The organism is Arthrobacter sp. HMWF013 (assembly GCF_003061105.1).
Taxonomy (GTDB): domain Bacteria; phylum Actinomycetota; class Actinomycetes; order Actinomycetales; family Micrococcaceae; genus Arthrobacter.
In genome coordinates this window covers 1-14,152 of sequence record NZ_QAIQ01000180.1, presented here as the reverse complement: position 1 = coordinate 14,152, position 14,152 = coordinate 1, and the positions used below count along the sequence as shown (strand labels likewise).

The 14,152-nt window shown below is 65.0% G+C and carries 14 protein-coding genes; 4 read left to right on the top strand and 10 right to left on the bottom strand.

Annotation, left to right across the window (positions count from 1 at the left end; genetic code table 11):
• On the top strand, positions 1 to 1,929 hold a 1,929-nt coding region (gene glgP / locus DBR22_RS07980; protein WP_108598573.1), incomplete at its 5' end, for an alpha-glucan family phosphorylase.
• A 12-nt stretch (positions 1,930 to 1,941) separates the two neighbouring features.
• On the opposite strand, the gene DBR22_RS07975 is transcribed toward glgP, so the two are convergent.
• From DBR22_RS07975 to glgX, 3 genes are read right to left on the bottom strand one after another with little or no spacing between them, the layout of a single operon-like run.
• Positions 1,942 to 2,298, bottom strand: a complete 357-nt coding sequence (locus DBR22_RS07975; protein ID WP_108598572.1) for a barstar family protein — start codon at positions 2,296 to 2,298, stop codon at positions 1,942 to 1,944.
• A gap of 8 nt (positions 2,299 to 2,306) precedes the next feature.
• On the bottom strand, positions 2,307 to 2,774 hold the full coding sequence (locus DBR22_RS07970) for a ribonuclease domain-containing protein (RefSeq protein ID WP_108598571.1): 468 nt from the start codon (positions 2,772 to 2,774) through the stop codon (positions 2,307 to 2,309).
• Positions 2,775 to 2,789: 15 nt separating this feature from the next.
• On the bottom strand, positions 2,790 to 4,901 hold the full coding sequence (glgX, locus tag DBR22_RS07965) for a glycogen debranching protein GlgX (protein ID WP_108598570.1): 2,112 nt from the start codon (positions 4,899 to 4,901) through the stop codon (positions 2,790 to 2,792).
• A gap of 137 nt (positions 4,902 to 5,038) precedes the next feature.
• Here glgX and DBR22_RS07960 point away from each other — a divergent pair, with 137 nt between their 5' ends.
• On the top strand, positions 5,039 to 5,848 hold the full coding sequence (locus tag DBR22_RS07960) for a carbon-nitrogen hydrolase family protein (protein ID WP_108598569.1): 810 nt from the start codon (positions 5,039 to 5,041) through the stop codon (positions 5,846 to 5,848).
• Between the two features lie 115 nt (positions 5,849 to 5,963).
• On the opposite strand, the gene rlmB is transcribed toward DBR22_RS07960, so the two are convergent.
• The 5 genes from rlmB to DBR22_RS07935 form a co-directional block, all read right to left on the bottom strand.
• A complete protein-coding gene (gene rlmB, locus DBR22_RS07955; RefSeq protein WP_108598568.1) occupies positions 5,964 to 6,959 on the bottom strand; it encodes a 23S rRNA (guanosine(2251)-2'-O)-methyltransferase RlmB in 996 nt (331 codons plus the stop codon).
• Between the two features lie 69 nt (positions 6,960 to 7,028).
• Complete coding sequence (cysS, locus tag DBR22_RS07950) at positions 7,029 to 8,486, bottom strand: cysteine--tRNA ligase (protein WP_108598575.1); 1,458 nt, start codon at positions 8,484 to 8,486, stop codon at positions 7,029 to 7,031.
• Positions 8,487 to 8,538: 52 nt separating this feature from the next.
• Positions 8,539 to 9,021 carry a 2-C-methyl-D-erythritol 2,4-cyclodiphosphate synthase gene (gene ispF, locus DBR22_RS07945; RefSeq protein WP_375134933.1) on the bottom strand — a complete coding sequence of 161 codons (483 nt, stop codon included), beginning with the start codon at positions 9,019 to 9,021 and terminating at the stop codon, positions 8,539 to 8,541.
• 17 nt (positions 9,022 to 9,038) lie between these two features.
• Entirely contained in the window at positions 9,039 to 9,821 is a 783-nt protein-coding gene (gene ispD / locus DBR22_RS07940) for a 2-C-methyl-D-erythritol 4-phosphate cytidylyltransferase (protein ID WP_108598566.1), read from the bottom strand.
• Between the two features lie 138 nt (positions 9,822 to 9,959).
• On the bottom strand, positions 9,960 to 10,442 hold the full coding sequence (locus tag DBR22_RS07935) for a CarD family transcriptional regulator (protein ID WP_026266570.1): 483 nt from the start codon (positions 10,440 to 10,442) through the stop codon (positions 9,960 to 9,962).
• 270 nt (positions 10,443 to 10,712) lie between these two features.
• On the opposite strand from DBR22_RS07935, the gene DBR22_RS07930 reads away from it, so the two are divergent.
• A complete protein-coding gene (locus DBR22_RS07930) occupies positions 10,713 to 11,258 on the top strand; it encodes a hypothetical protein (protein ID WP_108598565.1) in 546 nt (181 codons plus the stop codon).
• A 100-nt stretch (positions 11,259 to 11,358) separates the two neighbouring features.
• Here the strand turns inward: DBR22_RS07930 and DBR22_RS07925 are convergent, their stop codons facing one another.
• Together DBR22_RS07925 and DBR22_RS07920 are read right to left on the bottom strand one after the other, a co-directional pair.
• Positions 11,359 to 12,039: a response regulator transcription factor gene (locus DBR22_RS07925; protein ID WP_108598564.1), complete on the bottom strand. Its 681-nt coding sequence runs from the start codon at positions 12,037 to 12,039 to the stop codon at positions 11,359 to 11,361.
• Positions 12,036 to 13,253, bottom strand: a complete 1,218-nt coding sequence (locus DBR22_RS07920; RefSeq protein ID WP_258229094.1) for a sensor histidine kinase — start codon at positions 13,251 to 13,253, stop codon at positions 12,036 to 12,038. Before DBR22_RS07920 ends, DBR22_RS07925 begins: the two co-directional genes overlap by 4 nt.
• Before the next feature lie 195 nt (positions 13,254 to 13,448).
• Between DBR22_RS07920 and phoU the strand changes: the two genes are divergently transcribed.
• Complete coding sequence (phoU, locus tag DBR22_RS07915; protein WP_108598574.1) at positions 13,449 to 14,102, top strand: phosphate signaling complex protein PhoU; 654 nt, start codon at positions 13,449 to 13,451, stop codon at positions 14,100 to 14,102.
• The last annotated feature ends 50 nt before the right edge of the window (positions 14,103 to 14,152 follow it).

The following is a 14,152-nucleotide window of genomic DNA, read 5'->3' as shown; positions in this document are numbered from 1 at the left end:
GGCAACGACGACGCCGCCCGCGGCATCACCGACCGCCTCTACGGCGGCGGCGGGGACCACCGCCTCCAGCAGGAACTCCTGCTGGGCATGGGCGGGGTCAAGGCGCTGCGCGCGTACCAGCAGCTCACCGGAACCCGCGCGCCGGAGGTCTTCCACACCAACGAGGGCCACGCCGGTTTCCTGGGAATCGAGCGGATCCAGGAGCTGATGGCCGGAGAAGCCGCCCTCAGCTTCGACGAAGCACTCGCCGCCGGCCGGGCCTCCACGGTCTTCACCACCCACACCCCCGTCCCGGCCGGCATCGACCGCTTCGAAATTTCCCAGATCCAGCACTTCTTCCAGGCCGGGCTTGCGCCGGCGGTCCCGGTGGACCGGATCCTGGAACTCGGCCGGGAAAACTACGCCGACGGCAACCCGTCGGTGTTCAACATGGCTGTTATGGGCCTGCGGCTCGCGCAACGGGCCAACGGCGTTGCCAAACTCCATGGCGAAGTCTCCCGCGGCATGTTCTCGGCGCTGTGGCCCGGGTTCGACCACTCCGAAGTCCCCATCACGTCCGTCACCAACGGCGTGCATGTGCCCACCTGGGTTGACGGGCGCATCTCCAAGCTGGCCCGCGAACAGTTCGGCGCCGAGGCTGAAACCATGGGCCGCTGGGACCTTGCCTACAACGTCAGCGACGCCGATGTGTGGGCGCTCCGCCGCGAGATGCGCTCCGCCCTGGTGGATGACGTCCGCCGCCGCCTCCGGGCAGCCTGGAAGAAGCGCGGTGCCGCCGACGCCGAGCTCGGCTGGACGGACAGCGTGCTGGACCCCGACGTGCTCACCATCGGCTTCGCCCGCCGTGTCCCCACCTACAAACGCCTGACCCTGATGCTGCGCGAGCCGGCCAGGCTCAAGGCCCTGCTCCTGCATCCGGAGCACCCCATCCAGCTGGTGATTGCCGGAAAGTCCCACCCGGCCGATGACGCCGGAAAGAAAATGATCCAGGACCTGGTCCGCTTCACTGACGACCCCGAGGTCCGGCACCGGATCGCCTTCCTGCCCAACTACGACATCGCCATGGCCAGGACCCTTTTCCCGGGCTGCGATGTGTGGCTCAACAACCCGCTCCGTCCACTGGAAGCCTGCGGCACCTCGGGTATGAAGGCCGCCATCAACGGTTCCCTGAACCTTTCGGTGATGGACGGCTGGTGGGATGAAATGTACGACGGCGAGAACGGCTGGGCGATCCCCACCGCCAACAACGACGCCTCCCCCGAGGAACGCGACGACATCGAGGCGGCCGCGCTGTATGAGCTGCTGGAAACGCAGGTGGCTCCGCGTTTCTACGGCAGCACCGTGTCCGAAAGCGCCGGGGCTGCGGGCCCCTCGACTACCGGGACCGAAAAAGTCCCCACGCATTGGGTCTCCATGATCAAGCACACGCTGTCCCACCTGGGGCCGGCCGTATCAGCCGAACGTATGCTGCACGACTACGTCAACGTCCTCTACCGTCCCGCAGCGGAAGCAGGCCGCCGCGCCGTCGCTGATTCCTACGCCCAGGCCCGCATCCTGGCGGCCTGGACCGCGAAGGTGCGCTCCGCCTGGCCGCTGCTGCATGTGGAGCACGTGGATTCCGTGGGCGTGTCCGAGGACCCGCAGATCGGCGACATCCTTCAGGTCAACGCTTACGTGGCACTCCACACCCTGACACCGGAGGATGTGTCAGTGGAGGTTGCCTATGGACGGGCTGAGGAAAGTGACACCTTGGCCGACATCACCGTGATGGATCTGCAGCCCAAGGAGGACCTCGGCAACGGGCGCCATCTGTTCAGCGGCTCCCTGGTGATCGACCGTTCGGGCCCGTTCGGCTACACGGTCCGCGTCCTGCCCCGCCACGAGGCACTTGCTTCGAAGGCTGAGCTGGGGCTGATCGTCAACGCCTGATCGCGCCAGGAGCTACAGGAGGATGGCGGTGACGGCCAGATCGCTGCCGGCGTAGCTCTCGGCGTCCTGGAGGATCTCGCAGATGATCCCGAAGGACCGGTCGGCGCGGAACTGGGCTGCCACCTCCCACAGGACGGTGACGGGCTCACCCCCGTTATCGGTGATGCTGTCGGCGAAGTCATGCAGGGAGTCGTTGAGGGCGTCAAGGTTCACGCCATAGTGCTCGGGGAAGGCAAGGACTTCGCCAAAGGTCTCAAGGACTGCCCTCTTGCTGTCGGCGGCCGGAACCACCAGGATGCGCCGGCCGGCGTCGGCCACCTGGGCATGCAACTCGTCCATGGTCCAGGTATCGGCGGAGTAGATCTTCATATGGGTGTTCAGCTTCCTTCTGCGATGAACTTGAACGAATCGTAATGGTCCTGGGTGTAGTACTTCTCTCCCCCGGAACCGGCAACGATCCGGCGGGCTCCCCGGTCCGACTCCCCCGGCGTGGGAACGGTGTACTCACGGTAGTAACCGGAATCCTGCCGCGGGAGGATGCGCTCGAAATTGCCAAAGGCCTTATCGTCCTGGCCGTAGCGGTAGGGTCCGCCCGCACGGATCGCGGCGAGGGTCTGGCGTGCTTCCGCCGGGAGTTCGGATTCCCTGATGGCCGGCAGCCCGGAACGGTTTGCAGGAGCGGCGGCCGAACCGGGGGCAGCCTGTCCGGGGGCCGCGCTGGAACTCGCAGCCGGCGTCGGACGTCCGGTCAGGGACTCAAGGAGCCCGGTGCCGCCGAGGGCGGCGACTACAGCCAGCGCCAGCCCGGCCAGCAGCAGGGCGGCAACGGAACGGTTGCGGCGCATTCGGTTCCTCCGCCGCTACGTACGGTAGATGTTGATCGAGTTTGCCTCGATGAGGTCCATCTCACCGGACGCCACCCGGCCGCCCTGGCGCAGCTCGTGAAGCGGCGAGGTGGTGAGCCGCAGTTCGAACATCCGGCGCGGAGTTCCGTCGTCGTTCGTGAGCTCGGGCAGGGTGATCTGCACATCCGAGTTGCTGCCGTTGACCACCACGAGCCCGGCCAAGGTTCCGTCGTCGGATCCGAGCAGCAGCTGCATCACCCGGTGCCGGGGATCATTCCAGCGCTCCATGGACATCGGCTGGCCTGAATGGTCGAACCAGTAGAGGTAGGACTGCTCGTCCCGGGCGGGAAAGTCGTGGGGCTGGCTCGCCAGGAACTCTTTGCGCAGCCGGACAAAGCGTTTGGTGCTCCGGAGCATCTCGGACGATTCAGGCGTGCGCGTCCAGTCGATCCAGGCCAGGGGGTTGTCCTGGCAGTAGGCGTTGTTGTTTCCCTGCTGGGTGTGGGCCAGCTCGTCACCGGCGGTGATCATGGGCACGCCCAGGGAGATCATCATGGAGGCCATGAGGTTCCGCCGGGTCTGCGCCCGCCCGGCCAGGATGTCCTCGTCCTCGGTGCGGCCCTCAAAGCCATGGTTGTAGCTGCGGTTGTCCCCGTGTCCGTCCCGGTTCTGCTCGCCGTTGGCCTCGTTGTGCTTGCGGTCATAAGAGACGAGGTCATTGAGCGTAAAGCCGTCGTGGGCCGTGACGAAGTTCAGTGATGCCAGGCGGGAGCGGCCTGACCCTTCAAAAAGCGCGGCGGAACCGGACAGGGCATCCGCAAGCCGGGCGACGGAACCGCCATGGCCTCCGGCCTCAATCGCAGCGCGGTCGGACAGCCAGAAGGAGCGGACGCTGTCCCTGAAGTGGTCGTTCCAGTCCACCCAGCCCATCGGAAACTTACCGGTCTGCCAGCCGCCATACCCGATGTCCCATGGTTCGGCGATCAGCTTCACATCGGACAGCACGGGATCGGCGGCCACCGCCACCAGGAAGGGGTGCCGGGGATCAAATTCGTTGTGGGTGTTCCGGCAGAGGGTCACTGCCAGATCAAAGCGGAAGCCGTCGATATGGAATTCATCCACCCAATACCGGAGCGAGTCCAGGACCAGCTGGACGACGCGGGGATTGCCGAAGTTCAGGCTGTTCCCGCACCCGGTCGTGTCCAGGTATTTGCCGTGGCCGTCCGTGCGGTAGTACGCGGTCTCGCCAAGCCCGCGGAAGCTGATGGTCTGCCCGTCCGCGCCACCCTCGGCAGTGTGGTTATAGACGACGTCCAGGATCACTTCGAGTCCGGCCGCGTGGAGCAGCTTGACCATACCTTTGAACTCGTCCTGGATGGCCTGCGGACCGGCGTCCTGTGCAGCCTGGGTTGCGTAGCCCGGGTGCGGTGCGAAGAACGCGGCAGTGTTGTAGCCCCAGTAGTTGGTCATGCCAAGGTTTTGCAGGTGCGGCTCATCCAGATGGAAGTGCACGGGGAGCAGCTGGATCGAGGTCACACCAAGGCTCTTGATGTGCTCGATGATCGCCGGATGTGCCATGCCGGCATAGGTTCCGCGCAGTTCTTCGGGCACGTCCGGGTGCAGCATGCTCTGGCCGCGGACATGGGCCTCGTAGATGATGGTGTTCCGCCACTGCAGCCGCGGCCGCTCGTCCAGCCCCCAGTCGAAGTCGCCCGCCATCCGGACGTTCGTCAGGAATCCTTCCCGCTCGTCCACGGCACGGCCGTAGGGGTCGAGCAGCAGTGGCTGGCCGCCGTCGTCATCCAGGTCCATCGTCGGCACTGACAAGGGCAGCGGCTCCGCCTTGGACGTGGCGCGGAAACCATACCGCGATCCATACGGAAATCCATCAACGATGCCGTGGTGCACACCATGGGTAACGTTTGGCAGGGTCTGGAGGCGCCATTCGCCGCCGGGGGCCTTGTACGCGACCTCGAGAGTCAGGACGCCGGGCGCGTAGACAGCCACGTTGGCGGCGGAGTGCGGTGCGGCGTGGCCACCGGGTCCAGGGCGCGGAACGCTGACACCGAGTGGATGTGCAGATGAAGCATCCATGGTGGAAGCGGTGTCGAAAAGCGGCATGACCATCACGTCAATGGTAGCCGTCGGCGCCGGTTCATCCGCACCCGCGACATTGTGACACCGGCAAGCCCCCGCGGATGTCGTGCCGCCCCGAACGGACCGGGGTTGCATACTTGAAGGAAACGTCGAGGCGGAGGTACGAAGTGCGGGTTGCGCTGGCTCAGATCATCAGCGGCCGGGACGTGGCCGCCAACCTGTCCATCCTGGAACGCGAGGCGCAAAAGGCGAAGGCCGGCGGTGCTGCGATGGTGGTTTTCCCGGAGGCCTCCATGAGGGCGTTCGGAAATTCGTTGACGGACATCGCCGAACCGTTGGACGGCCCCTGGGCATCGCGGGTGCGGAACATCGCCGCGTCGCTGGACCTGGTGGTGGTGGCCGGCATGTTCACTCCGGGGTCAGCCGGGGGCGCCGGTGGCGGAAAAGTGCGGAACACCCTGCTGGCGACCGGTCCGGGCGTGGAAGCCGGCTATGACAAGGTCCACCTCTTTGACGCCTTCGGTTTCCTTGAATCCGACACGGTTGACCCGGGCACTGAACCGGTAACGTTCGACGCCGGCGGCCTCACCTTTGGCCTCGCCACCTGCTACGACATCCGGTTCCCGGCGCTGTTCACAGCCAACGCCGAACGCGGCGCGGAAGTGAACATCGTCTGCGCTTCATGGGCCTCCGGGCCGGGGAAGGTTGACCAGTGGCGGCTTCTTGCCCGCGCGCGTGCCCTGGACTCCACCACCTACGTCCTCGCCTGCGGACAGGGCGACCCCACCACCCAGGGCGTGGCCGCCAAAGCCGGTTCACCCACCGGGGTGGGACATTCCGCCGTCGTCTCGCCGTTGGGTGAGGTGCTGGACGAGCTCGACGGCGACCCGGGGATGCTCTTCGCGGACCTGGAGGGCGCCGTGGTGGAGGAAGCCCGCCAGCGGCTCCCGGTCCTGGCGAACCGCCGCAGTTTCTAACACCCCCCGACGCTCTCTCACTTAATGCAGCAAAAGCAGCAACGCTCTCTCACTTTCTTCAAGAAAGTGAGAGAGCGTCGCGTCCAAACCCGCATCAAGTGAGAGAGCGTCTGAACTACCTGGCCGCGCGCTGCCTGGAGACTTCGTACAGGGAGATGCCAACTGCCATGGAGGCGTTCAGCGATTCCATGGCGGAGTCGATCGGAATGGAAACGATCTGGTCGCAGTTCTCGCGCACCAGGCGGCTCAGGCCTTTGCCTTCGGAGCCAACCACGATGCATACGGGCTCGGTGGCGAGGGTGAGGTCCGGAAGCGAAACGTCGCCGTCGCCGTCGAGCCCGAGGACAAAGATGCCCATGTTCTTGAACTGCTTCAGGGCGCTGTTCAGGTTGGCAGCGCGGGCCACCGGAACGCGCACGGCCGCGCCGGCGCTGGTCTTCCACGCAGAAGCGGTGACGCCAACGGATCGGCGTTCCGGAACGATGACGCCGTGGCCGCTGAAGGCCGAAACGGAGCGGATGATGGCGCCAAGGTTGCGTGGGTCCGTGATGCCGTCGAGCGCCACGAACAGCGGAGCGTTAGGTACGTGCCCCTTCTTCCAGGCCGCCACCGTCTCCTCTGCGAGGTCATAGGCGTCCTGGTACTCGTAAGGCGGGATCTGCAGGACGAGGCCCTGGTGCACGGCGTCGTCTGTCATGCGGTCAAGCTCCGGCTTGCCCGTCTCGAGCAGCGGGATGCCGCGTTCCGCAGCGAGCTTCAGGGATTCCTTGACTCGGTCATCCATCTCAATCCGGATGGCGATGTGCAGGGCCTTGGCGGGGATTCCGGCGCGCAGCGCTTCGACCACCGAGTTGCGGCCGGTGACGACTTCCTCGGTGGCGCGGCCCTTGGGACCGGAGCGGGAAGCACCCGCGCTGCGGGCACCGGTGTTGGTGCCACGCTTCGCCGCGGACCGTTCCGCCAGCTGCTTGCTCTTGTGGGCCTTGTGGTACGGGCGGTCCTCCGCCTTGGGCGTGGGGCCCTTGCCCTCCAGGGCCTTACGGCCATGACCGCCGGTTCCGACAGTGGGGCCCTTCTTCGCTTTTACCGACCGGCGACCATTGTTGGCCATGAGAGTTCCACCCTTGATTGTTTGACTGAGTCTGCATACCAGTCTACTGAATCAAGTAAAATCGCCGGTTCAGTCCCGCTGCAGGCTCCAGGTAGCGCCGTCGGGGCCGTCCTCAACAGCGACGCCGGCGGCCTTCAGCGTGTCCCGGATGGCGTCCGAGGCGGCCCAGTCCTTGGAAGCCCTCGCCTGCGCGCGGGCAGCGAGCTGGGCCTCGACCAGTACCTGGAGGGCTGCTGATTCCCGGGTGTCCGCGACCGCACCCGAAGCCACAGCGTTAAGGCCCAATACTCGAAGCATGTCGTGGAGGCTGTGCAGCGCCTGCTGTGCATCCTGCAGCCGCCCCTCCGTCAGGGCGGTGTTGCCGGACCGTACAGTCTCATGGACGACGGCGAGGGCCTGGGGCACGTTCAGGTCGTCGTCCATGGCGCGTTCGAACTCTTCGGGCACCTTGCCATAGGTGGCGAACGCGTAGTTTCCACCGGCGGACAATGCCTGGATGGCGCGGCCCATAAAGCCCTCAATGCGTTCGACGGCGGCGGTGGCCTCTTGGAGCGAGGTAGGACGGTAGTCCAGCACCGACCGGTAATGGGCCTGCCCGAGGTAGTAGCGGACTACCCGCGGGGAGGCCAGTTCCAGCATCTCTGAGGGGCTGATGGTGTTGCCGATGGATTTGGACATTTTGTCGCCCTCATAGGTGACCATGCCGTTGTGCATCCAGAAGCGGGCGAAGCCATGCCCGGCGGCCTGGGACTGCGCCATCTCGTTTTCGTGGTGCGGGAACCGGAGGTCCAGCCCGCCGCCGTGGATATCGAATTCGGTGCCCAGGTACTTGGTGACCATCGCCGAGCACTCAAGGTGCCAGCCCGGCCGGCCGGCGCCCCACGGTGAGGCCCAGCTCGCCGTCGTCGGCTCGCCGTCTTTGTAGCCTTTCCAGAGCGCAAAGTCGCGGGGATCTTTCTTTCCCCTGGGGTCCGCGTCCGGTGCACCCTGCATGTCCTCGATGTTCTGGCGCGTCAGGGAACCGTAGCTGGCCCAGGACCTCACATCGAAGTAGACGTCGCCGGAATCGTCCAGGGCGGGGTACGCGTGGCCGCGCTCGATGAGCGACTGGATCAGGGCATGCATTTCCGGGATGTGGCCGGTGGCCCGCGGCTCGTAGGTGGGCCTCGAAACACCGAGGGTGTCGTAGGCCTTGAGGAATTCCTGTTCGAAGCGGTAGGCCAGCGCCCACCATTCCTCTTCGCGGACAGTGTCAGGCCCGTCCTCGACATCAGGGCCGAAGGACTCAGCGGACTTGGCAAGGATCTTGTCGTCGATGTCCGTGACGTTGCGGACCACCGTGACGCGCAGGTTCCGGTATTCGAGCCAGCGGGTCAGCTGGTCGAACGCGATGGCTGAACGGATGTGGCCCACGTGCGGCATGCCCTGCACCGTGGCTCCGCAGTAGTACAGGGTCGCTTTTCCCGGAACGAGGGGAACGAAGTCACGGACTTCGGCGGATGCTGTGTCGTAAAAGCGGAGAGTCACCGCTCCAGAATAGACGAAAGCCGTCCTGGCCGGTTCCGGCACCAGCTCCGGATCAGCGGGGATACACCAGGGCCGTGGCAACGGCAGCTATGCCCTCACCCCTGCCGGTGAAGCCCAGTCCGTCGCTGGTAGTGGCCGTAACGCTGACAGGTGCTCCCGCTGCCTCGGTCAGGACGTCCTGCGACTCCTGCCGCCGGGGACCGAACTTGGGCCGGCCGGCGACGAACTGTACGGCCACGTTGCCGATCTCAAACCCGGCGGCGCGGACAATCCTGGCCGCCTCCGCCAGCAGTGTGACGCCTGAGGCCCCGGCGAATTCCGGCCGGTCGGTGCCGAAATGCGTTCCCAGGTCCCCGATGCCGGCGGCTGAGAAGAGGGCGTCCGCCGCGGCGTGGGCGACCGGGTCCCCGTCCGAGTGTCCGGCAAGTCCACGCTCGCCTTCCCAGAACAACCCGCCCAGCCACAGCGGACGGGGCAGCTCCTCCGACGCATAGGCATGGACGTCCATGCCAATGCCGGTACGCGGCAGGATCATGGGTAGCTCCGTCATGCCTAGCCCTCCACCCAGCGGATCCCCAACGGGCCTTCGAGCAGCCCCTCGGCAATGATCAGATCCAGTGGGGTAGTGATCTTCAAGGACTGGGTGGAGCCGTGGACAGCGTGCACCCGGACACCCAGCATTTCCACCAGCATGGCGTCGTCGGTGACCGCCGCAGCCTGTTCCTCGTCAAAGCCCTGCGCCGCCGCGTGGGCCTCCTGCAGGGTGGAAAGCCGGAAACCCTGGGGTGTCTGGACCGAGCGCAGCTCTTCCCGCCGAGCAGTCCCGGTGACGAGTTCCGGAGCGATGGCGGCGTCGTCACCGCTGGTCCGGGCCACCATCTTGACCGTGTCCACCACGGGAACCGCCGGGATCACTGCAAGGGCGCCGGCAGCCAGGGAATCCACCACGCGATGAAAGACATATTCGGGGGCCAGGGCCCTGGCGGCATCGTGCACCAGCACGGCTTCAATCCCGTCCATCAGGGCCGCGATGCCTGCCCGGACGGAATCGGCACGCGTTGCGCCGCCATCGAGAACGGTGAGGACGGGCCCGCCGTCGGCCAGTTCCTGCCTGAAGTCCTCGCAAAGCTGCCGGAGTCCGTCTGCGCCGGCGGGAAGCACCACGCAGACCTGGCTGCCGACTCCGGAGGCAACGACGCCGCGCAGCGCGTGCATCAGGATGGGTTCGCCGCCCAGCGGGACAGCTGCTTTGGGGATGCCGTAGCCCAGCCGCTCGCCGGAACCTGCGGCCACGATAACGACGGCGGTGACGGGGCGGGGCAGTCCGTTGTTCATGCGCTCCAGCCTACGTCCCCGGAAGCCCGCCCAGGCGGAAGACCGGCAACGGGACGACTCCGGCTCTGCCAACAGTCCCGGCCGAAAATGGGCAAAAAGAAACCCCGGCGGTACTCACGTACCCCCGGGGCTCAATTCTTAGGAAGCCAGGACCTCGTCGAGAACGCTTGCTGCCTTCTCTTCATCAGTCTTTTCAGCCAGCGCCAGTTCTGAAATCAGAATCTGCCGGGCCTTGGCCAGCATTCGCTTCTCACCTGCGGAAAGGCCCCGATCGTGATCGCGGCGCCAGAGGTCACGAACAACCTCTGCAACCTTGATGACGTCACCGGAAGCAAGCTTCTCCAGATTTGCCTTGTATCTGCGTGACCAGTTGGTGGGTTCTTCAGTGAACTCAGCCCGAAGCACATCGAAAACGTGCTCCAAACCTTCTTTGCCCACTACGTCACGCACCCCAACAAGGTCAACGTTCTCTGCTGGAACTTCAATGGTCAGATCACCCTGAGCCACCTTGAGCTTGAGATACATTTTCTCTTCGCCCTTGACAGTGCGCATCTTGATTTCTTCAATTTTTGCTGCACCGTGGTGAGGGTAAACTACTGTCTCGCCGACCTCAAATACCATGTGGACATTCCCCTTTCCCGCAGACCAGTTTATCACGATTCAGGCATATGACTGGCCCCTAAAGGGCCCCGGAACCGCATGAATCCGCGGAAAATGGGGCAAATCAACCCCCTCCACCCTCTTGACGGATGCAGATAATAGTGCATCCACCGGCCGCTGCCAAGGACAATGTGACCACCCGGAATCCGCCTTTACCCCTGTTTGCCGCTAGGCTATGGCTGAATAATGTTTCAAGACTCTCGAGGAGTACGTGACGTGCGTTTCACTGCGATGACCCGGGCCCAGGGCGGCAAACTGGCACTGACGGCAGGAGCCCTGGCGCTGAGCCTGGCAACGGTGACCGGCTGCGGCTACATCAATCCCCAGCAGACTTCCGAGGTCTATTCCGCGTCGGACGGAGTCCAGGCCGATCTGGGTCCGCTGCAGCTGCGGAACATGCTGATCGTTTCCGGTGGCGAGGACAAGCCCGGCCGCCTGCTCGGCGCCGTGTACAACTCCTCATCGCAGGACGTGCTGCTCACGGTCAACGGTGCCGCGGGCTCCCGGACGCAGGTGCCGGTGAAAGCCAACGCGTACACCCTGCTCAACGACTCCACCGATGAAGCCATCCTGAGCACGTCCGGCGGCATCGCCGGTTCCCTGGTGGACGTCAAGGTCAGCGAGGACGGCACCGACGTCAACAAGACAGTCCGCGTGCCTGTCCTGGACGGCACGCTGCCTGAGTACAAGGAGTACCTGCCTGCCGGCAGCGAACCCACCACGTCCGGCTCCCCCAGCCCGTCGCCGTCGGCCACCGCCACGGGGGCAGCCCACTGATCGGTCCTTCCGCGACAGCGGTGACGCCCCAACAAAGCTGAAAAGAAAACGGAGGGTCTCCCCATCGGGAGTCCCTCCGTTTTTGCCTGTCCTGCCTTGCTTACGGTTCGAACTTATAGCCCAGGCCGCGGACGGTGACCAGGTAACGGGGAACTGACGGATCGGGCTCGATCTTGCCGCGCAACCGCTTGACGTGCACGTCAAGGGTCTTGGTGTCCCCTACATAGTCCGAACCCCAGACCCGGTCGATGAGCTGGCCGCGGGTCAGGACCCGGCCGGAGTTCCGCAGCAACATCTCCAGCAGCTCGAATTCCTTCAGCGGCAGGAGGACCTGCTCGCCGCCCACACTCACCACGTGGCGCTCAATGTCCATCCGGACAGGCCCGGCCTGGACCGTGGCCGAGATCAGTTCCTCGGGCTCACCCTGCCGGCGGAGCACTGCGCGCACCCGGGCCACCAGCTCGCGGGAGGAATACGGCTTGGTGACATAGTCATCGGCGCCCAGCTCAAGGCCAACCACCTTGTCAATCTCCGAGTCCTTGGCCGTCAGCATGATCACCGGGACGCTGGAGCGCTGGCGCAGCTGGCGGCAGACTTCCGTGCCTGACAGGCCCGGGAGCTGCAGGTCCAGCAGCACCAGGTCCGCGCCGTTCCGGTCAAATTCGGTGATGGCGTCCAGTCCGTTGTCCACCACCTCGACTTCGAACCCCTCCTTGCCCAGCAGATAGGACAACGGGTCGCTGAACGATTCTTCGTCCTCGACTATCAAAATCCGGCTCAAGCGCTGGCTCCTTGTTCATGTACGCCGCGTTCTTTAACGCGCTCGTGTACGGCTCGTTCCTTGACACCGGCGGTATCCGGTTCGTCCTGGGTTTCCATCTCTGGCAGCCTCAGGGTGAAAGTGGACCCTTGGCCGGGCCGGGACCACAAGGTCACCTCGCCGCCATGGTTGGAGGCCACGTGCTTGACGATGCTCAGGCCCAGGCCCGTTCCCCCCGTGTGGCGCGACCGTGCCGCATCCACCCGGTAGAACCTCTCGAAAACACGCTCCTGGTCCTCCAGGCTCATGCCTTCGCCCTGGTCGGTGACGGACACGGCGATGAGTCCTTCCTTGGACCGGACGCCGACGCCTACCTTGGTGTTTTCAGGCGAGTAACGGATGGCGTTGTCGATAAGGTTCCGCAGTGCCGTGACGAGCAGGTCGCGGTCACCGAAGACCTTGGCCTCCACCCTGTCACCGACAACTATCTGGATGTTCTTGCTCTCGGCCGGGAGCTGGGAGCGGTCCACGGCCTCGGAGATGACGGCGTTGATGTCCACAGCCGTACCCTCCTGGGAGACGCTGGCCCCTTGAAGGCGTGAGAGTTCGATGATGTCCTGCACCAAAGCCGCCAGCCGGCCGGACTCCTTGTGCATGCGCTTGGCGAACCGGCGGACGGCTTCTTCGTCGTCCGCGGAGGATTCCAGTGCTTCGGCCAGCAGGGATATTGCACCTACCGGGGTCTTCAACTCGTGGGACACGTTGGCTACGAAGTCGTTGCGGATCTCCTCCGTGCGGGTGATCTCGGTGCGGTCATCGGCCAGCAGCAGGATGTATTCCTCACCGAGCATGGCTGCACGGACCTGCACGATGATGGTTCCCTGGCCCAGCGGACCGCGCGGAAGCTCGAGCCGCTTTTCCAGGATCACGCCGTCACGGCGTACCCCGGCCGTCATGTCCAGCAGCTGTTTGTGGACCACCGTATGCCCGCGGACCAGCCCGTAGGCATAGGCTGCGGGACTGGCCCGGACGACGCCGTCCACGGCGTCCACCACGACAAATGCCCGGCCGACGACGGCAAGCACCTCCGCAGCGCCCGGCGGCAAGGTGAGTTCGTCGTCGTCGACGTCGACAAGGTGCCGCTGCTGTTCACTGACCCGGAATGCGAGCACGCCGAAGGTGCCTAACGCCAGGCCAACCAGGCCGGCGATAACACCGATGAGCGTAGAATCCACAGCTCCAGCTTATGCTGTGACCAACGGCCAACCGGTGCGTCCCGGGCCTTTGCACGAACGGTTCAGCTAACGTTCATCTACAAGCGACAATTAGTTAACCGCCCGCTGACAGAGTTGCACGTTGGAGTGCCGAACGGCGACATGAGTTCCGTCTGCCACATGGGCGGTGCGGAATTCCAAGGAAAGGACGCCCACGTGCGTAAGGTTTTTCAGGAAGAGCTGACCCAGGTGGGTGAACAGCTGGTTGAGATTTCGAAGCTGGTCAGCGAGGCCATCGGGAAGGCCACCACGTCCTTCCAGGTTGCGGATGTCGATCTGGCCGAAGACGTTATCACTGCAGATGCCCGCATCGATTTCCTGCAGAACAGCCTGGATGAACGTGCCATCGATATCCTCGCGCTGCAGGGCCCGGTAGCCAGCGATCTCCGGATGATTGTGGGGGCTCTGCGCATGAGCGCTTCCCTGGAGCGCATGGGTGACCTGGCCCGGCACATTGCACAGCTTGCACGGCTGCGCTTCCCGTCCACGGTGATCCCCGCATCCATGACCGCCACGTTCGAGAAGATGGCCGAACAGGACCAGCTGATTGCGGAGAAGCTCACCGTGCTGCTGGAAACCCGGGACCTTGAAGTTGCCCGCGACATCCTCAAAGCCAACACCACCATCGATGACCTCCACCTGAGCGTCTTCCAGGCCATCGCTTCCCCGGACTGGGCCGAGTCGCCCGCCACCACCGTGGACGTGGCCCTCGCGAGCCGCTACTTCGAGCGCTTCGCTGACCATGGTGTGTCCGTGGCCCGCAAGGTCACCTACCTCGTCACCGGCGAATGGCAGCCCCAGGCCCTCTAGCCCCTCTTTAAAACCTGCGACGGCGGGCCGGTCACCTGAGGTGACCGGCC